This is a genomic window from Caballeronia sp. LZ016 (assembly GCF_031450805.1).
Lineage (GTDB): Bacteria > Pseudomonadota > Gammaproteobacteria > Burkholderiales > Burkholderiaceae > Caballeronia.
This window is the reverse complement of the sequence record NZ_JARTVY010000002.1, coordinates 388,202-405,582: the sequence shown is the minus strand read 5'-3', so window position 1 is coordinate 405,582 and position 17,381 is coordinate 388,202. Positions and strand designations below refer to the sequence as shown.

The 17,381-nt window shown below is 63.3% G+C and carries 15 protein-coding genes; 10 read left to right on the top strand and 5 right to left on the bottom strand.

What is annotated here, in order from left to right; translation table 11 throughout:
• Positions 1 to 17 precede the first annotated feature (17 nt).
• On the bottom strand, positions 18 to 1,103 hold the full coding sequence (locus tag P9220_RS15290) for an alpha/beta fold hydrolase (protein ID WP_309765842.1): 1,086 nt from the start codon (positions 1,101 to 1,103) through the stop codon (positions 18 to 20).
• A gap of 192 nt (positions 1,104 to 1,295) precedes the next feature.
• Between P9220_RS15290 and P9220_RS15285 the strand changes: the two genes are divergently transcribed.
• Both P9220_RS15285 and P9220_RS15280 read left to right on the top strand, forming a co-directional pair.
• Entirely contained in the window at positions 1,296 to 1,748 is a 453-nt protein-coding gene (locus tag P9220_RS15285) for a CopG family transcriptional regulator (protein ID WP_404989552.1), read from the top strand.
• A 36-nt stretch (positions 1,749 to 1,784) separates the two neighbouring features.
• A complete protein-coding gene (locus P9220_RS15280; RefSeq protein ID WP_309765841.1) occupies positions 1,785 to 2,837 on the top strand; it encodes a PHB depolymerase family esterase in 1,053 nt (350 codons plus the stop codon).
• A gap of 3 nt (positions 2,838 to 2,840) precedes the next feature.
• On the opposite strand, the gene P9220_RS15275 is transcribed toward P9220_RS15280, so the two are convergent.
• On the bottom strand, positions 2,841 to 3,770 hold the full coding sequence (locus P9220_RS15275; protein WP_309765840.1) for a LysR family transcriptional regulator: 930 nt from the start codon (positions 3,768 to 3,770) through the stop codon (positions 2,841 to 2,843).
• A 118-nt stretch (positions 3,771 to 3,888) separates the two neighbouring features.
• Between P9220_RS15275 and P9220_RS15270 the strand changes: the two genes are divergently transcribed.
• Both P9220_RS15270 and P9220_RS15265 read left to right on the top strand, forming a co-directional pair.
• Complete coding sequence (locus P9220_RS15270; protein WP_309765839.1) at positions 3,889 to 4,650, top strand: SDR family oxidoreductase; 762 nt, start codon at positions 3,889 to 3,891, stop codon at positions 4,648 to 4,650.
• A gap of 855 nt (positions 4,651 to 5,505) precedes the next feature.
• Entirely contained in the window at positions 5,506 to 5,634 is a 129-nt protein-coding gene (locus P9220_RS15265) for a hypothetical protein (protein ID WP_309765838.1), read from the top strand.
• Here the strand turns inward: P9220_RS15265 and P9220_RS15260 are convergent.
• Positions 5,631 to 8,381, bottom strand: coding sequence for a PAS domain-containing protein (locus tag P9220_RS15260; RefSeq protein WP_309765837.1), 2,751 nt, complete (start codon positions 8,379 to 8,381; stop codon positions 5,631 to 5,633). The genes P9220_RS15265 and P9220_RS15260 overlap by 4 nt on opposite strands.
• Before the next feature lie 480 nt (positions 8,382 to 8,861).
• Here P9220_RS15260 and P9220_RS15255 point away from each other — a divergent pair, with 480 nt between their 5' ends.
• A complete protein-coding gene (locus P9220_RS15255; protein WP_309765836.1) occupies positions 8,862 to 10,490 on the top strand; it encodes an ATP-binding protein in 1,629 nt (542 codons plus the stop codon).
• Here P9220_RS15255 and P9220_RS15250 read toward each other — a convergent pair.
• Positions 10,487 to 10,972, bottom strand: coding sequence for a response regulator (locus P9220_RS15250; RefSeq protein ID WP_309765835.1), 486 nt, complete (start codon positions 10,970 to 10,972; stop codon positions 10,487 to 10,489). The genes P9220_RS15255 and P9220_RS15250 overlap by 4 nt on opposite strands.
• Positions 10,973 to 11,313: 341 nt before the next feature.
• Between P9220_RS15250 and P9220_RS15245 the strand changes: the two genes are divergently transcribed.
• The 4 genes from P9220_RS15245 to P9220_RS15230 are packed head-to-tail and all read left to right on the top strand — an operon-like array spanning position 11,314 to position 15,178.
• Positions 11,314 to 12,153 carry an ABC transporter permease subunit gene (locus tag P9220_RS15245; RefSeq protein ID WP_309765834.1) on the top strand — a complete coding sequence of 280 codons (840 nt, stop codon included), beginning with the start codon at positions 11,314 to 11,316 and terminating at the stop codon, positions 12,151 to 12,153.
• Positions 12,154 to 12,170: 17 nt separating this feature from the next.
• Entirely contained in the window at positions 12,171 to 12,884 is a 714-nt protein-coding gene (locus P9220_RS15240; RefSeq protein WP_404980290.1) for an ABC transporter ATP-binding protein, read from the top strand.
• A 34-nt stretch (positions 12,885 to 12,918) separates the two neighbouring features.
• On the top strand, positions 12,919 to 13,923 hold the full coding sequence (locus P9220_RS15235) for an NrtA/SsuA/CpmA family ABC transporter substrate-binding protein (RefSeq protein ID WP_309765833.1): 1,005 nt from the start codon (positions 12,919 to 12,921) through the stop codon (positions 13,921 to 13,923).
• 19 nt (positions 13,924 to 13,942) lie between these two features.
• Positions 13,943 to 15,178, top strand: a complete 1,236-nt coding sequence (locus P9220_RS15230) for an acyl-CoA dehydrogenase family protein (RefSeq protein ID WP_309765832.1) — start codon at positions 13,943 to 13,945, stop codon at positions 15,176 to 15,178.
• A 44-nt stretch (positions 15,179 to 15,222) separates the two neighbouring features.
• Here the strand turns inward: P9220_RS15230 and P9220_RS15225 are convergent, their stop codons facing one another.
• On the bottom strand, positions 15,223 to 16,281 hold the full coding sequence (locus tag P9220_RS15225; protein WP_309765831.1) for an LLM class flavin-dependent oxidoreductase: 1,059 nt from the start codon (positions 16,279 to 16,281) through the stop codon (positions 15,223 to 15,225).
• Between the two features lie 268 nt (positions 16,282 to 16,549).
• Between P9220_RS15225 and P9220_RS15220 the strand changes: the two genes are divergently transcribed.
• On the top strand, positions 16,550 to 17,332 hold the full coding sequence (locus tag P9220_RS15220) for a MetQ/NlpA family ABC transporter substrate-binding protein (protein WP_309766766.1): 783 nt from the start codon (positions 16,550 to 16,552) through the stop codon (positions 17,330 to 17,332).
• Positions 17,333 to 17,381 lie beyond the last annotated feature (49 nt).

Sequence of the window (17,381 nt, the reverse complement as noted above, 5' to 3'; positions counted from 1 at the left end):
TCCCGGCGAGCGTGGGTCTATGTCGAAACGTCGTCGAAGCCGGCGCGGCGCGCAAGCACGATCGCCTGTCCGCGGCTATCGACTTCGAGCTTCGAAAAGATGCTGGTGAGGTGATTGCGCACCGTCTTTTCGCTCAACGCGAGCCGCGCGGCGATCTGCGCGTTGTCGCGGCCGCCCGCCAGCAATTCGACGATGTCGCGCTCGCGCGGCGTCAGCATCGCGAAGGCGGGATCGGGCGCGGTCGTTGCCGGAAGAAACGCCCGCACTTCGTCGCGCCATCGCTGCCAGGCGGGTTCGGTTTCGAGCACGAGATGATTGTCGCTCTCGAGCGGCACGAACCGCGCACCCGGGATCATGCCCGCAATCAGGCGGCTCTCATCGAACGGAACGCGCGCATCGCCGCTTGCATGAAGCACGAGTACCGGGCATTCCACCTTCGGCAGCAGATCGAAGACATCGATCTCGTTGAAGACGCGCATGATGCGCGCCGCGTTGCGCGGCGTGGTCGTCATGCGTTCGAGTTCGTTGAACCAGCGATGCTGTTCCGGACTGCCGCCCGGTATGAACTGCGTAGTGAAGAACTGGCGAAACGCGGGATTGCTCTTGCCCCAGCCGATTTCCGCGAGGCGCACGAGCATCTCCGCTTCTTCGTGCAGCGCGAGATCGTCGGTGCGTTTGAGACGTCCTCGCGAATAGCCGCCGTGCAGCACGAGATGCGTCACGCGCTCGGGATGCGCAACCGCATAAGCGACTGCGATCGACGCGCCTTGCGATATGCCAAGCAGCGGAAAACGGTCGATCCCGCAGGCGTCGACGACGGTTTCGAGATCGCGCAGCCAGGCATCGAACGATATTTCGGCGACATCTCTATCGGAGAGACCACAGCCGCGCTGATCGTAGCGGATCAACGTGTGATGCTGGCACAACTCCAGCATCAGATGGCTCCACACGGGGCTCGAAAAGTCCAGCTCCAGATGACTCAGCCAGTTCGCGGCCTTGATGAGCGGCGGCCCCGCTCCGCATGTCGCGTAAGCGATGCGCGCGCCATCGCTCGACGTGCATAGACGTATCTGTTGCCGCGGCGGGGACGAACACTGCTTCATAACGAGGCAATGATGTAGGGAGTACGTACAAATTCGGCCGATCGATACGATCGCCCGATTGAGTCATGCTCGCGCGCAATGGCGGGGGAGTCAAGGCTCGCGACCGGCGTTCTTTCCGCAACCGCGCACCGGACGTGCCGCTGCGGCCTGAGTTGACACTAGCGCCCGATAAGTCTATAACCATCCCATTGGATGGCGAACGGATGGAAGCGTCGGAGCATGGAAAAGACAGACACCCCCGAAGCGGCCCGCACGCGCGGCGGCGAAACGGAAAAAATTACGATCAATCTGGGCCCGGTTGACCTGGGCCAGATCGATTTGCTCGTCGAAGAAGGTTTCTATTCGAACCGGACAGACCTGATTCGCACGGCCATTCGCAATCAACTGGCCGTTCACGCGGTGGTCGTCCGGGAGACGGTGACGCGGCGCGAGCTGGTGCTGGGCTTGCAGTACTTCTCGAGGCGCGATCTCGAAGCGGTACGCGCCGCCAACGAGCGGCTCCGGATCCAGGTGCTCGGACTCGCCAGCATCGCTGCCGACGTGACGCCCGAACTCGCCTTGGCCACCATCGATTCAATCCTGGTGCGCGGCGCACTGCACGCACCGGCGGCCGTCAAGGCTGCGCTCGCGGATCGAATCCGCTAGCGCGACCCTGACCGTCAACGCTAAACGGACCCACAAATGAAACTCAACGAAGGCTTTCTGGACTCGATGAAAGAAGCGTTCGCGCGCTTCAAGGAACACGACACTGCCGCTGCAACCGACCTGATCAGGCGGGCGTTACGCGGAGAATCGGCGAACGTCGAGCCGCCGCCCGCGAAACGCCCGGAACGTGCGAAGGCCGAGCGCGTTCACCGGACATCGAGTGAAGCCGATACTGCCGTCGAGGATCGCGGACACTTCAGCCGCCGAAGCTACGCGAATGCCGCCGGACTGCGCGACTACAAGCTGTACGTGCCGAGCGGATATCGCGGCGAGCCGATGCCGCTCATCGTCATGCTGCACGGCTGCACCCAGGACGCGGACGACTTCGCGGCCGGCACGCAGATGAACGCACTCGCGGACGAACACGGCTTCATCGTCGTCTATCCGGTTCAGCCTCAAGCGGCGAATGCCTCGAAGTGCTGGAACTGGTTCAAGCCTGCCGATCAGGCGCGCGACGGCGGCGAGCCGTCGTTGATCGCGGGCATCACGCGCGAAGTCATGGCGAGCCACAGCGTGGACCCGGGGCGCGTGTATGTCGCGGGATTATCGGCGGGAGGCGCGATGGCCGCGATACTTGCAGAGACCTATCCCGACCTGTACGCCGCGGCAGGCGTGCATTCGGGGCTGCCCGCCGGATGCGCGCACGATCTCCCGTCCGCGCTCGCCGCGATGCGCGGCGGCAAGCGTCCCGCGCACGCGGCCACCCGGCCGCCGCGCTGCCCGCTCATCGTCATTCACGGCGATGCGGACACCACTGTTCACTACGCCAACGCCGATGCGATCCTGCGCGGCTTCAGCGTCGACACGAGCGCGTCGGCCGCGCCCGCAAGCGAGATGGTCAGTACCCGCAAGTACACGGTGCGCAAGCTGGTCTCGCGCGACGGCACGCGGGCGGAATGCTGGACGATCCACGGCGCGCCGCACGCGTGGTCGGGCGGCAGTTCACGCGGCTCCTTCACCGATCCTGCCGGCCCGGATGCGAGCGCCGCCATGCTGCGATTCTTTCTGGCGCATCCCCGGCGGGATTGAGCCCTATCGGGCTGATCCGCCCTGCAGCAGCCAGGCAGGATCGGAAAGATGCGCCGCGAAGAAATCGCCGAGCGCCGTCACCTTCGCCGGGCGCGCCCTCGCCGATGGCGTGACGAAGTACAAGCCGCCTCGCGTCAGCCGCCAGTCGGTCAGGATGGTTTCGAGACGGCCATCGGCGAGGTATTCGCCTGCAATGAATTCGGGCAGCTCGGCAATCGCGAGTCCTTCGAGCAGCATCGGCAGAAGCGCATCGGCGTTCGTGACGCGCAACGGTCCCGTCGGCGTGACGGGTTCTTCATCGCCTGCATCGTTCGTGAAGCGCCACACGGCGTTGCCCGCGCGATATGCATACGAAAGGCACGGGCGGCCCGCGAGATCGCGCGGATGCGTCGGGCGGCCATGCCGCTTCAGATATTCCGGCGAAGCCACGACGAGTTGCGACACCGGACACAGACGCTTCGCCACCAGCGACGAATCCGGCAAGGCCGCGATCCGCAGCGCCGCATCGAAACCCTGCGCGACGATATCGACCGTCGCATCCGACAGGTGCAAGTCCACCGATACTTCGGGATACGCCCGGAAGAACGCGGGCATGAGCGGCGCGACCCAGCGCAGCCCGAATGACATCGGCACCGCGAGACGCACCAGCCCGCGCGGCTGAATCGACATCTCGCGCGCGGCGCTTTCTGCCTCTTCCGCCTGCCGGTAAATGTCGCCGGCTTTCTGCGCGATCGTGCCGCCGAACTCCGTCAGCGCGAGCTGCCGCGACGTTCGATTGAACAGCCTCGCGCCCAGCCGATCTTCCAGCCTCGCCACCCCGCGCGACACCGTCGCGACCGAGACGCCCATCGCGCGGGCGGCGGCGGCGAAAGAGCCCTCTTCGGCAACCTTGGCGAACATGGCCAGGCCTTCAAAGTCCGGAAGCTTCGTCATTTCAATTCTGCAACGATGGTTTGCAGGCGATTCTATTTCGAAAAGACGCATCCGTCGATATTCTTCTCACATCGCTTCACGACATGACACCTCAACCGGACACACAAGGAGAAACATCATGGCACGCAAGCTCGAAGGCAAGATCGCGCTCGTCACCGGCGCCACCAGCGGCATCGGCCTCGCCACCGCGAAGCGCTTCGCAGCGGAAGGCGCGCACGTCTACATCACGGGCCGCCGCCCGGCGGAACTCGATGCAGCGGTTACGGCAATCAACGCGGTCGGCTCCGCGACGGGCGTTCGCGTCGACTCGTCGAAGCTCGACCAGCTCGATGCGCTGTATGAGCAGATCCGCGCAGAGAAAGGCCGGCTCGATGTGCTCTTCGCCAACGCAGGCGGCGGAAACATGCTGCCGCTCGGCGAGATCACCGAAGCGCATTATCACGACACGTTCGACCGCAACGTGAAGGGCACGCTCTTCACGGTACAGAAGGCGCTGCCGCTGCTGTCGAGGGGCGCCTCCGTGATCCTCGCGGGATCGACGACCACCATCGAAGGGACGGCGGCGTTCAGCGTGTATTCGGCGTCGAAGGCTGCGATCCGCAACTTCGCCCGTAGCTGGATTCTGGACCTGAAGGACCGCGGCATCCGCGTGAACACCATCAGCCCCGGTGCGACCAAGACGCCCGGACTCGTCGAGCTGGCAGGCCCGGACGAGGCGCAGCAGCAAGGCTTGCTCGACTATCTGGCGTCGCGCATCCCGATGGGTCGCGTGGGCGATCCTAACGAAATCGCTGCTGCGGCGCTCTTCCTGGCCTCCGACGATGCGAGCTTCGTGAACGGCGCGGAACTCTTCGTCGATGGCGGTCAGGCGCAAGTCTGAGCGTCGCGGACGGGACGGAGGCAGCGGTGTTCGCCGCCTCCTTCGATAGATGCAGCGCCGGTCCGTGGGCTTATGATCCTCGGCTCTCTCTCAGGTTCTGGCTGGCCGATAACGGTTTTTCCGGCGCTGCGCGCGCAGGATATCGTGGAACCGGTTCCAACGTCGCATCGTATTTTGCAATAACCTTATTACGAGCGATGATTTGGAGCGCCAGGGCGGTGCAGGCGCTACCTCTGCCGGGCGCGCCCAAAAAAAAAGCCGGCTCGATGAGCCGGCGCAAAAGTTCTGGCCAATCCGAGGGCCGTGCCAGAACCTGAGAGATCGAGCGTGCCGGCACGTATATGCGACACGCGAAGCGCAGTATAGCGGAATGCTGAACCGGTCGCTTCTCTTGCTGCCGTTTTTACCAATTCAAAAATGGACGAACAGCGGAATTGCGCTAGCCAATATTCCGAGAAACCGCCACGCTCATCTTGGGAACGCAGCAAACGACGCAGCCGCCGCCCGACCGCTTCCCTTCCGTTTTTATCATTTCCAGCGGGGCGACAAGACGAAACCGTTGCCGCTCTTAGGGCGTTCGCGTTCGTTTGTCTCTTGCCACGCTCCGGCTGACTTGCGCAAGCCATCGACACGGCAACGCGGCTGATGCGATGCGGCCTCGCGACCTCGACAGGCAGCGTGCGGCGCATGCAGTTGTTCATCCACTACATTCTCGACACTAGCCGCATCCGGGCGTGACGACATGTGCGCAAGTAACCGACGACGGAGTTGATCCGTTTCATCGGCGATACGCGTCGGCATTGCGCTCGACCCTGCGAAAGCGGCTCGCTCGACGACACGAATAATCGCGGCGGCATGAGCGGGCTGAATATCGCGAACGCGATCATCAAGCAACCGCACGATGCGCAACTCGACGGCGATTCGACGCGACGCAGGCACGCGTCGCGGTCCGGCTGCCGCGCCTTGCCGCGCAAGACGGGCTAGCCCTCCCGCACGCTCACGCGTGATTGCGCGAGAACGCTTCGTATGGCATCGAAGAGACGCGCGGGGTCCACGGGCTTCGAGAGATGCAGATCGAACCCCGCCTGCAGTGCGCGCGCCTTGTCGTCCGCACTGCCGAACGCGGTCACGGCGAGAGCCGGCGTCCGATGCCCGGCATGTCGCAACGATTGGATGAGCGAGTAGCCGTCTTCGTGCGGCATGCCGATGTCGGACATGATCACGTCGAAGCGCTGCGTCGCGAGACATGCTCGCGCGGCGGACGCCGATTCCGCGCCGCACACGTGCGCCCCGACGGAGTTGAGCACGGCGGTCATCGCGTCGCGCGCGTCGGCCTCGTCTTCGACGAGCAGGATGTCGAGGCCGTCCAGCACATCGTCACGCACGGAGGACGCCGCGTTGCGCGACGGCACGTCGTGGCCCGTCCGCGACGGTAACGCGACAGTGAAGACGCTGCCCTGTCCTTCGCCGCCGCTATGCGCCGTGATCGACCCGCCATGCAGGTTGACGATGCTCTTTGCGATCGCCAGTCCGATCCCGAGGCCGCCGAATGTGCGCGTCGTAGCCGTCGCCTGAGAAGCCTGCGCGAACGGCTCGAATACGCGCTCGATGAACGACGCCGGAATGCCGCGGCCATTGTCGGCCACTTCGATTTCGGCCAGTTCCCCTCGTCTGCGTGCGCTGACGCGTATGCGTCCGCCGGGCTGCGTGTATTTGAGCGCATTGCCGAGCAGATTCGAAAACACCTGACTGAGCCGCGTGGGATCGCCTTCTATCTCGAGCGATTCAGGCAGCGAACGAAGGACATCGATGCCCTTCGCCGCCGCATCGAGCGCCACGTCTTCCATCTCCGAGACGAGCAATGGCACGAGGTCGAACTTCTCCATCTCGATGAGAAGCTGCCCCGCCGCGATACGGCTCAGATCGAGCAGGTCATCGACGAGGCGAGCCTGCAGCTTCACGTTGCGGTCGATCGCATCGATGCCGCGCGCGTGCAATTCGGCGTTGGCGCTTTCGTGACGCAGCACATAGCTCCACGACTGCATCGCGTTGAGCGGTGTCCGCAGTTCATGCGATACGGTGGCGAGAAACGTGTCTTTCAGGCTGCTCGCGTGCTGCGCTTCGAGACGCAGAAGCCGTTCATTGGCCAGTAGCCGGTCACGCTCGCTTTCGAGGCGCTTCTGGCGCGATATGTCGATGGTGATGCCGTCGAAGCGCACCGGCGCGCCATCGTCGTCGAGATGAGTGCGGCCCTTGGCGCGTATCCACCGAACTTCCCCGGCCGGCGAGACGGTGCGATATTCCATATCGTAAGGAATGCCATCATTGACGGCCTGCTCGATGGCCAGGCGAGTCTTCTGCCGGTCGTCCGGATGAACGATCTGGAAGAACAGCTCGAGGTCGACCTCTGCGTTCGGGGCCAGCCAGAAATGCTCCTTGCATTTCGGATTCCAGATGATCCGATCGAGTGGAATCGGGCAATGGAACGTGCCGATTTCGGCTGCCTCGATCGAAAGGTCCAGACGCTCGCGCTCCTCACGAAGGCTCTGCGCGGTCCGGAGCGTCTCTTCGACATCGGTGATCATGCCGACCCACTCGTAGACATCGCCATTCTTGTCGCGGGTGCCCGCCGCGCGAACCTGACAGCGCCGGTAAGTCGACGAAGCCGCATGCCACAGGCGCACGTCGACACGGTAAGGCTGGTCCGTCTTCACGGCGCGTTCGAGCGCGGCCCCGGCGAGACAGCGATCCGCTTCGTGGATCATCTCCATCCAACCGTGGCCCTGATGCTTCTCCCACGGCTGCCCGGTATAACTCTCCCACGATGGCTGCGGAATCGCGAAACGCCCGATGTCGTCGCACACATACGCGACTGCGCTCGCGACCGTGACCAGCGCCCGATACCGCGATTCGAGCCGCAAGCGTTCCAGTTCGATGTTCTTCGGCTCGTTCACATCGATCGTCGCGCCAAGCCAGCGGACAATCGCGCCCTCCCGATCCTTCAGCGGCGTCGCGAGCGAACGCATCCAGCGATACGCGCCGTCCGGCTGGCGCAGGCGGTGATCGATCACATAGTCCGAGCCGTCCTTCACGGATGCCGCCCATCGTTCGAGCGTCGCTTCGCGATCGTTCGGGTGAGTCAACGTCTCCCATGCCCGTCCAAGCAGTGGCCGATCGGCGGCGGTATTGCGCAATACCGCGCTCGAGATGTGATCGAGCAGGCCATCGGGACTTGCCGTCCACAGGATGATGGGCATGGCTTCCGACAGCATCCGATAACCGGCCAAGGCTGTCTCGAGGTCCATCAACGCGGGATGAGCCGCGGCATCGCGAGTCGATTCTTCCTTTACGACCAGCAGCATCGCAGCCTCTTGCGTGCGGGCCGTGCCTTGCGCGAGCGGACGGAAGTCGAGCGTCCACGCGATCGCATCTTCGGCAGTCGAAGACGCGGGCGCGGATACGACCACACTCGTCGCCCTCGCCTCTTGCAGCGCTTGCGCCGCGACAGCCGTTACGCGCGCGCCCCACTCCGCCCGCGATGATTCAGACTCGCTCGTCAATAGGCGCGCAACGAACTCTTCCGATGCAAACGCGTGCGGTGAATCGCCGAAGCGTTCGATGAAGCGCTCGTTACCCGAAACGACGGACAGATCCCGCGCAAGGATGGCGCAAGGAAGAGGGTTGGCATCCAACAGCGCAAGCACCAGTGAGTCGTCGTTGATTGTGGGCATTTCTACGGCGGTCGGGAGTCACGAAAGTACGTTCAGAATCTTTGAAGGTCTTCTTCGAATCAGTAAGTCTTTTCTATGTTACCTGCGCGAGTACATGCCATGCGTGGCATGAAGCAATGAAAATGCCTTCCACGCGGCGATTGAACGTTTGCCTGGCGTGTCCATATTCTGTTCAGTTCAGCTTCGCTGGCGGATGCCGTAAACGGACAGAACACACTGCGCACCAGCGTTTCTTCGTCGCACGCGGCCTTACTGATAGCCGCACCCGGCGCACGCGAAAGCATCGGCGACTGCGACGCTATCGCTGGACGAACAAGGCCTTGATCCATCCCATATGGTTCCGTGCTTTCGTTTACATCTTCTTTATCGACGGTTTAAGTTGACAGCCGGCGACGTACAGGAAACCAAGAAAAATGTGACAATGTCACCTCTCAACACGCCCAAGACGCATAACGCGCTCGTGTTCTCCTTCAGGCTCCTATGGATGACTTCATCAGATCGCTTTCCCAAGCGGACGGCCCGGACGCGGCAGCATGGTTTGAAGCGATCCTCGATGCGTATGTCATTCTGGACGAGAATTTCCGTATATGTTTTGTCAACGCCCGTTATTCGCAGTTGACGGGGCATACACGTGAAGCACTCATCGGCAAATCGATCTACGAGATCAATCAATACGGAAGCGAAGCGCATCGCGTGGCCCGCAATCAGTGGGTTGCGGCTGCACTCGTGAATCTCGCGGCGGGCGAAACGCGTTCCTCGCCCCCATTCCGTGCCGAATGGCCGTCAGGCCCGGATGGCAAGCTCGCTTTTCGCTTCTGGAAGATCAAGGCGAGCGTGATCGTGCCCGCGAATGGCGTGCGCTCTTACTACGCCATTCGCGTCAGCGATGTGACCGAGCGCGTGCAACGCAGTGAGGCCGACAAGCGGGAGAAGGCGCGTCTTCGGTCGCAGGCGCAGCTTCGGCAGATCATCGCTGCGGAGAAAGAGAAGCAGCTACAGGAAAGCCGCGAGCAGCTCGCGGAGGTCCTTGCTTTTGCGAAAGTCGGCGCATGGCAGCGCGATCTGCTGACCGGGGTCATCACATGCACCACGCAGGCCAAGATCAACCTGGGCCTGACGGCGCACGAAGAGCTGACGACAGAACGGCTTTTCAACGAACTCATCGATCCTGTCGACCGCGACCGCGTGCGCGCGGAACTGGATGCGGCCATTGCGGAGCATCGCGATTACCGCGTCGAGTATCGCGTCGTATGGCCGGACGGTTCGGGCCACTGGGTCATGGTGGGCGGCCGCGCGCGCTATGGCGAAGGCGGCCGGCCCACGCAGATGCTCGGCTTCGTGCTCGACATCACCGCTCGAAAACAGCAGGAAATCGATCAGCAACGTATCGCCGGCGATGAACGGCTCGCGCGCGAACAGAGCGACAGGAACGCGCTTGCGATGGACCATTTTCTGACGACGGTCTCTCACGAACTGCGCTCGCCCATCAGCGTGATTCTCAACTGGGCCGAACTGCTGGACCGCACCGATTACAAGGGCGGACTGCCGCGCGCCACCGCCACCATTCAACGCAACGCGAAGCAACTGGCGCTGATGGTCGACGATCTGCTCGACAGCGGAGCAATCGTGTCGGGGAAGCTGTCGATCGAATTCGCACCGCTCGCGCTGGATCGGCTCGTGATGGATGTCGCGAACGACCTTCGCCTGCAGGCCGAACACAAGGGCCTGCAACTGACGAGCCGCAGGATGGAGCCGTGCACCGTTCAGGGCGATGCCGCGCGCGTGAAGCAGATCGTCTGGAATCTCGTCACCAACGCGATCAAGTTCACGGATGCGGGCGTCATCGACGTATCCGTGACATGCGATAACGGGCAGGCCGTGCTCAGTGTGAGCGATTCGGGCTGTGGCATTTCCCCCGATGCGATCGACAAGGTATTCGAGCGCTTCGAGCAGTTGAGGCCGAGGTCATCGGGGCGCGTGGGCGGCCTGGGACTGGGCCTGTGGCTCGTCAAGACGCTCGTTGAACGACAGCATGGACGTATCGAAGCGCATAGTGCCGGCATGGGGCGCGGCACGACGTTCGTGGTGAAATTGCCGTTGAGCGCTTAGTCGTCGCCTGGCGGCGGCATCATGCGCGCAGCGCCGGGCTGTCGTGGCCGATGCTTGTTCAGCACGAGCCAGAATGCGCCGATGTCCTTGATGGCGTCCATGAAGTCCGTGAATTCGACCGGCTTCACCACGTATGCATTCACGCCGAGGTCGTAGCTTGTCAGGAGATCTGTTTCCTGGCGGGACGACGTCAGCATCACGATGGGAATGTGCTGCAGATGTTCGTCTTCGCGGATGGCCGCAAGCACGTCGTGGCCATCGAGTCTCGGCAATTTCTTGTCGAGCAGAATGACGGCCGGGTGCACGTCCGGGCGACCGCTCCACTTGTTCTCGCAACGCAGATATTCCAGCGCCTCTACGCCGTCGCGAACGACATCGACGGGATTTTGCAAGCCTGCCCTTTGTAGCGAAAGAAGCGTCAACTCGATGTCGTTCTCGCTGTCTTCGACAAGCAAGACCGCTTTCAGCTCTGCCCCCGCCATACAACTTCTCCCTTTCCCTCGATCCTTGCTGATTCGGTCTGCCACCGCCGGCGTCACGTTGCGGGCGCTGGCTGCGATGGGGCCGATTGTAGCGCCGATGGCGCGTTCACGGTCGCGCCGGCGCTGCGCAGCAAGAACCGGGCCGCGCGGGCGCGCAATCGTTCACCCTCGCCTTCGGCTCGCTGCTCAGCCGCGTCGGCAATTGCTTGCCACGCGCTGCGTAAAAAGCATCCAACAATAAAACGTTTGTCGTGCCGGTACGCGCCAGCTTCTAATGAATAGCTCCTTTCTCGACTGACACGCCGCGCATCGAGATCAACAATGGTTATCACGGAACCTGCATGGCCGACCTGACTTCTTCGCGCAACACCTATGCGTCGACGCCCTCCACGCGTGCGAGCGTTCCGAAGGGCGTGTTCTATCGATGGCTTTCATGGACCGTGCCCGCGATCGTCGTGCTGCTCTGGGAAGCCGCCGCCCGCGCCGGACTGATCGCACCGCAGGTTCTTCCCGCGCCGAGCAGCGTCTTCGCGACCGCCGCGAACATGGCGCAGAACGGCGAGCTGTTCGTGCACCTCGGCGTCTCGCTGCTGCGGGCGGGGGCAGGCTTCGTCATCGGCGGGACCATCGGGCTCGCGCTCGGCGTCGCCGTCGGCTTCTCGCCGCTCGCGCAAGCGCTGCTCGACCGTCCCATTCAGATGATCCGCGCTATTCCGTTTCTCGCGATGCTTCCGCTCGTCATCGTATGGTTCGGCGTCGGCGAAGTCGCGAAGATCTTTCTCGTTGCGCTCGCGGTGCTCTTCCCGATCTACATCAACACGATGCTCGGCATCCGGCAGATCGATCCGAAGCTGATGGAACTTGCCCGCGTGATCGGCATGAGCCGGACCGGCATCGTGCGGCGAATCGTGCTTCCCGGCGCGATGCCTTCGATTCTCACAGGCGTGCGCTATGCCCTCGCACATGCGTGGCTCGCGCTCGTCATCGCCGAGACGCTCGCGACGACGCGCGGCATCGGCTTTCTCGCGATGGACGCACGCGAGTTTCTGAACACCAACGTCATCCTGCTCACCATCATCATCTACGCGATCATCGGCGTCGTCGCGGACGCCCTCGTTCGCATGCTCGAAACCCGCTTTCTGTCGTGGCATGCGAACTACGTCAAAGGAGCGCGCCAGTGACGCAGCGCATCGAACCTATCTCCGCCGGGGCAAGGACTCACGACCGCATCGAGCCATCGACACTCGCGGTGTCGGCGCGCGGGCTGCAACGACGTTATGGCAGCCGCATCGTCATCGATTCGCTCGACCTCGATATCCGCAAGGGCGAATTCGTCGCGCTGCTCGGCGAAAGCGGTTGCGGCAAGACCACGCTGCTGCGCGCGCTCGCACGGCTCGATACGCCTGATGCGGGCAAGATTCAGGCGCCGGAGCGCCCATCAGTCGTATTCCAGGAGCATCGCCTGCTGCCCTGGGCGATGTTGTGGCAGAACGTGGCGCTCGGTCATGAAAATACGATCGGCCGTGACGGCGCCGCCCGCGCGCTCGCCGAAGTCGGGCTTGCCGGCCGCGAGGACGACTGGCCGCGCAACCTGTCGGGCGGCCAGGCGCAGCGCGTGGCGCTCGCGCGCGCGCTCATCCACGATCCCGCGTTATTGCTTCTCGACGAACCCTTCGCCGCACTCGACGCGCTCACGCGCATCCGCATGCATGGACTCGTGAAGGAACTCGTGGCGCTTCATCAGCCCGGTGTGCTGATCGTCACGCACGATGTCGACGAAGCGCTCGCACTGGCCGACCGCATCCTCGTCATGCGCGCCGGACGGATTGCGGCATCGTTCGACACCGACGACCACGCGCCGCAGGCGCTGCGGCCCACGCTGCTCGCAGAACTGGGCGTGCAGCGTCACTGACCGTTTTCCCACAAGACAGGAAGGACCTGAAAGGATGAACGATTCTTCGATGACCCGCCGCCGCTTGTTGCGCGCGGCGGGTGGCTTGCTGGCCGGCGCAGCCACGAGCGGCCTGTTCCCCGCGCACGCGGCCGAGCCGCGCAAGCTCACACGCAACACAGACATCGTTCGCATCGGCTGGGGCTACGGCAGCCTGCCGGATATCGCGAAGCAACGCGGCGTGTTCGAGAAAACGCTGGCGGCCAAGGGCATCAAGGTCGAATGGATCGGCCCGTTCCCGAATCATGCGCCCTCGATTCAGGCCGTGGTCGGCGGCAGCGCCGACTTCGGCTTCTGGGGATCGACGACGCCCGCGCTTGCCGCGATGCTCGCCGGCTCGCCCATCGTATTCAACGCATTCGATATCTACTCGCCGCGTTCAACGGCCATTATCGCGAAGAAGTCGAGCGGCATTAATTCGGTATCCGATCTTTCCGGGCGGAAGGTGGCGGTCAACCGGTCGGGACTCGGCGAGTTTCTGCTCATCGCGGCGCTGGAGAAGCATCGCGTCGACCGGGACAAGGTGCAGTTCGTCTACCTCAATCCGCCCGATGCAGCGCCCGCGTTCGCACAAGGCAAAGTCGACGCATGGTCGATGTGGTCGCCGGGCGTGGACATCTCCCGCTTCTCGAACGATGCGAAGGACATCTTCAACGAAGGCCGCGACCTCGACTTTCTCATCGACTATAGCTCGCTCGTGACGCGTCGCAAGTTCACCGAGGAAAACTCGGAGCTGATCCGCGCGGTCATCGATGCGTATTACGTCGAAGGCGCATGGCAGTCCACGCATTCAGCCGACGCCGAACTGCTCGTGCAGCGCGAAGGCAAGTATCCGGATCAGGTTCGCGACTATCTGACGAGCCTCAAGCGCGTCAATCAGTTCCACGAGCCCGACGACGCCGCTTTCGTCGCGCAGTTTCAGCGCGCCGCCGACTGGCTCGCGGAACGCAAGATCATCAATTCGCGCATCAAGGTGGCGGATTACAGCATCAAAGTGTGATGCGAGGAGACCAACCATCATGACGGAACGCCCGCACAACGCGGGGCCGAGGCTCGTGTCCGACGTGTCGGCAGCACTCGGCTTCTCGCAGGCCATCGGCGACATCGCTGCGACAGCGGCCGAACGCGAACGATTGCATCGCCTGCCGCATGACGAGATCGCGAAGCTCAAGGCGCTCGGCTTCGGCGCGCTGCGTTTGCCGTCCGATGCCGGCGGCCACGGCTTGTCACTGCGCGACATGCTCGCCGTCGCGCGCGATGTGGCCGCCGCCGACTCGAACATCGCGCATGCCTTTCGCAATCATCTGTGGCAGGTCGAAGCCGCGCTCCGGCGCCGCGATCATCCGTTCCATGCGCGTGTGCTGGCACTCACCGGCCAGGGCAAGACGCTGGGGCTCGGTTTCGTCGACAGCGATGTCACCGCAGCCGGCGCGCGACCGACGAAGGTCTTGAGCAGGCTCGAATGGGACGCATCGCGCGATGTCTATGTCGGCTCCGGCGACAAGGTCTATGCAACGGGCAATCTCTATAACGATGCGTTCACTGGCGTCGCAGTGGAGAGCCGCGCGGGCCGCACCGTGCAATACGTGCTGGAACGCGGCCCGGGCGTCGGCGATGACGATGACTGGCAAGGCTTCGGTCAACGCCTGACGGGTTCGGGAACCGCGCGCTTTCGCAATGTGGCGATTCCCGCCGCGCAGCTTTATCCGGCCGATCCGCCGAAGTCCGACGAAGCCGCGCCGTGGGGATACACCTTCCATCAGGTGTATCTGACGAACTGCATTGCAGGCATCGCGCGTCGTGTCGCGCTGGACGCCACTGATGCGTTGCGCGCGCGAGGGCGCAACTTCTATCACGGCGATGCCGCGCATCCCGCCGACGAGCCGGTTCTGCAATCGATGCTTGGCCGCATCCGCGCCTATGCCGCGAGCGTCGAAGCGATCGCGGACCGTGCGGTCGATGCCCTGCAGCGTGCGTGGGATGCATACGGTACGCGCGGCGAATACGACGCGACGCTCGCCGCCACGCTCGCGGCATCGGAGGCCAAGGTCGTCATCGACGATCTCGCACCGCAGATCGCGGGCTGGCTGATCGATCTCGGATCGGGCTCGGTGGTGTCACGCATCGGCGCGCTGGATCGGCACTGGCGCAATATCAAGGTCATCGCGTCGCACAATCCGCGGCTTTACAAGGAACGCCTGCTCGGGCAGAACTTGTTGACCGGGCAACTCCCGCCTACAGGCGCGTTCTTTTGATGATGAGAGACGCCTTCGCATATCGCTAGCGAAGGCGTCCTGTATCAGGCGCTCAACAGGCGACGCACGCGCGGCGCCACTTCCTGCGCGAAGCGGGCCATGTCGGCTTCGAACGGCTGGAACTGCAGCATGAAGAGTTCGATGCCCGCGCGATGAAAGTCCGCAATGCGCCGCGCGACGGTATCGTAATCGCCGACGAGATCGGCAGCCGTCCCGCCGTTCGAGCCGACCCGCGCCGAACGCGCGAAGGTCTGATGCATCACCGCGTTCGGATCGGTGTTCGCCTTTTGCCGCTCGCGCAGCGGCTTGTCCAGTTCCGCGAGTGCAAAGAGATGCTGCAAATGGGCCTGCGCTTCGTGCTCCGTCTCCCGCGCGATCACGAAGGCCGACAGCCCGAAGCGCAAGGGCTCGCGTCCCTCGGGGCGCACGCGCGCGGAAACATCGGCGATCAGGCTCGCTACGTCGCCGTGTGGCTGGCCGTTGATGAACCATACGTCGCCATGCGCCGCCACGAGCGAACGCGCGGGCTCGGATTCGCCGCCGACATAAATGCGCGGGCGCGCGCGAAACGGATCGCCGGGGCGCAACCGATAATCATCGATACGGAAGTGGTCTCCGCGATGCGTCACGGCTTCGCCGCGCAATAGTGCATCGACGACCGCGATCCATTCGCGGCCATAGGCATAGCGCTCGTCGTGCTCGGCAAAGCCGATGCCGGCGCGTTCGAGCTCCGGCCGGTTCCATGCATTGACGAGGTTGATCGCGAAGCGCCCGCCGCTGATGTGCTCGATTTGCTGGGCCATTTTCGCCAGCACCACCGGGTGATAGAGATAAGGCTTGATCGCCGCGATGATCTCGATGCGCGACGTGAGCGCCGCCAGCGCCGCGGACGCCGTCCACGCTTCGAGCTGGTCGAGCGAAGGATCGTGCGGATTGATCGTATGCTGCGCGACGAGCACGGAGTCATAGCCGAGACGCTCGGCCTCGAGCACGAGCGCCTTGTTGCGCGCCCAGGATGCGTCGTAAGGCTCATCGGGGTCCTGCAGCGCCGCACGGCTGCCATGCACGAGCGCCCAGACACCGAAGCGGGGAAAGTTGGACATCGCTTGAATGAACCAGAGGACGAGTTGGAAAGAAGCACATGCTAACGCCGGACGTGACCGGGTCCATCCAATTTCTATCGATAACCTATTGCGGTTTGAAGCATTAGGCCGCGCGCCACATCTTGCTCATGCATCGCGTATAAAGTTATGCGGAGCAATTGGTTCTCCAGGCCAGGCACGATTCTTAGAATGACTGTTTCTCTCACCTTTCATTCCAAGGACTCGCCCCACTGTGCGAACGCTCACATTGCGCCTTCTGCGCACGCTATTGCCTTTTGCACTCGCCATTACGTTCGCTGGCGCCGCACGCGCGGACCAGCTCATCCTCAAGGTCGGCGTGACGAGCGGGCCGCATGAGGAAATCTTCGAAGCAGTCAAAAAAGTCGCGGAGCGCGATTACGGCCTGCGCATCAAAATCGTATCGTTCAACGATTACATCCAGCCCGATGCAGCGCTCGACGCCGGCGATCTCGACGCCAACAGCTATCAACACCGGCCCTTTCTCGCTTCGCAGATTCGTGCACGCAATTACAAGCTCGTAGGAATCGGCCGTACGTGGATCGGGCCGATCGGCCTTTATTCCAGGCGATACACGAAATTCAGCGAGCTTCCCCCGGGCGCGACCATTGGCATCCCGAACGATCCCGCGAATGAAAGCCGCATCCTTCTCCTGCTGCAGAGGGCCGGCGCCATCAAGCTGCGACAAGGTATCGATCCGGTCACCGGCATCAACGCGACGCCGCTCGACGTCGTCTCCAATCCGAAGCAATTCCGCTTCAAGGAAGTCGATGCGGCGCAACTGCCGCGCACGCTCGACGATTTCGACGCGACCACCGTCAATGCCGACTACGCGATCAAGGCGGGACTGAATCCCGCCCGGGACACGATCTTGAAGGAGGACGGCTCGGGCATCTATGCATGTCTCATCGCCGTGCGCGAGCAGGATGCGGGCAAGCCGTGGGTTCAGCAGCTCGTCGCGGCGTATCAGTCGCCCGAAGTCAGACAGTTCATCCTGTCGCGCTATCAGGGGGCGATCATTCCCGCCTTTTGATCGGCTATCAACGATCGCAACGCAACGATTCCGCCTTAGCTTCTGAAAA

Excerpts from the sequence above, each read along its gene's own strand:
- P9220_RS15250 (WP_309765835.1), bottom strand. The coding sequence starts at position 10,972 with ATGGCGGGGGCAGAGCTGAAAGCGGTCTTGCTTGTCGAAGACAGCGAG.
- P9220_RS15230 (WP_309765832.1), top strand. The coding sequence starts at position 13,943 with ATGACGGAACGCCCGCACAACGCGGGGCCGAGGCTCGTGTCCGACGTG.
- P9220_RS15265 (WP_309765838.1), top strand. The coding sequence starts at position 5,506 with ATGAGCGGGCTGAATATCGCGAACGCGATCATCAAGCAACCGCACGAT.
- P9220_RS15280 (WP_309765841.1), top strand. The coding sequence starts at position 1,785 with ATGAAACTCAACGAAGGCTTTCTGGACTCGATGAAAGAAGCGTTCGCG.
- P9220_RS15225 (WP_309765831.1), bottom strand. The coding sequence starts at position 16,281 with ATGTCCAACTTTCCCCGCTTCGGTGTCTGGGCGCTCGTGCATGGCAGC.
- P9220_RS15285 (WP_404989552.1), top strand. The coding sequence starts at position 1,296 with ATGGCGAACGGATGGAAGCGTCGGAGCATGGAAAAGACAGACACCCCC.
- P9220_RS15290 (WP_309765842.1), bottom strand. The coding sequence starts at position 1,103 with ATGAAGCAGTGTTCGTCCCCGCCGCGGCAACAGATACGTCTATGCACG.
- P9220_RS15235 (WP_309765833.1), top strand. The coding sequence starts at position 12,919 with ATGAACGATTCTTCGATGACCCGCCGCCGCTTGTTGCGCGCGGCGGGT.
- P9220_RS15260 (WP_309765837.1), bottom strand. The coding sequence starts at position 8,381 with ATGCCCACAATCAACGACGACTCACTGGTGCTTGCGCTGTTGGATGCC.
- P9220_RS15270 (WP_309765839.1), top strand. The coding sequence starts at position 3,889 with ATGGCACGCAAGCTCGAAGGCAAGATCGCGCTCGTCACCGGCGCCACC.
- P9220_RS15275 (WP_309765840.1), bottom strand. The coding sequence starts at position 3,770 with ATGACGAAGCTTCCGGACTTTGAAGGCCTGGCCATGTTCGCCAAGGTT.
- P9220_RS15255 (WP_309765836.1), top strand. The coding sequence starts at position 8,862 with ATGGATGACTTCATCAGATCGCTTTCCCAAGCGGACGGCCCGGACGCG.
- P9220_RS15245 (WP_309765834.1), top strand. The coding sequence starts at position 11,314 with ATGGCCGACCTGACTTCTTCGCGCAACACCTATGCGTCGACGCCCTCC.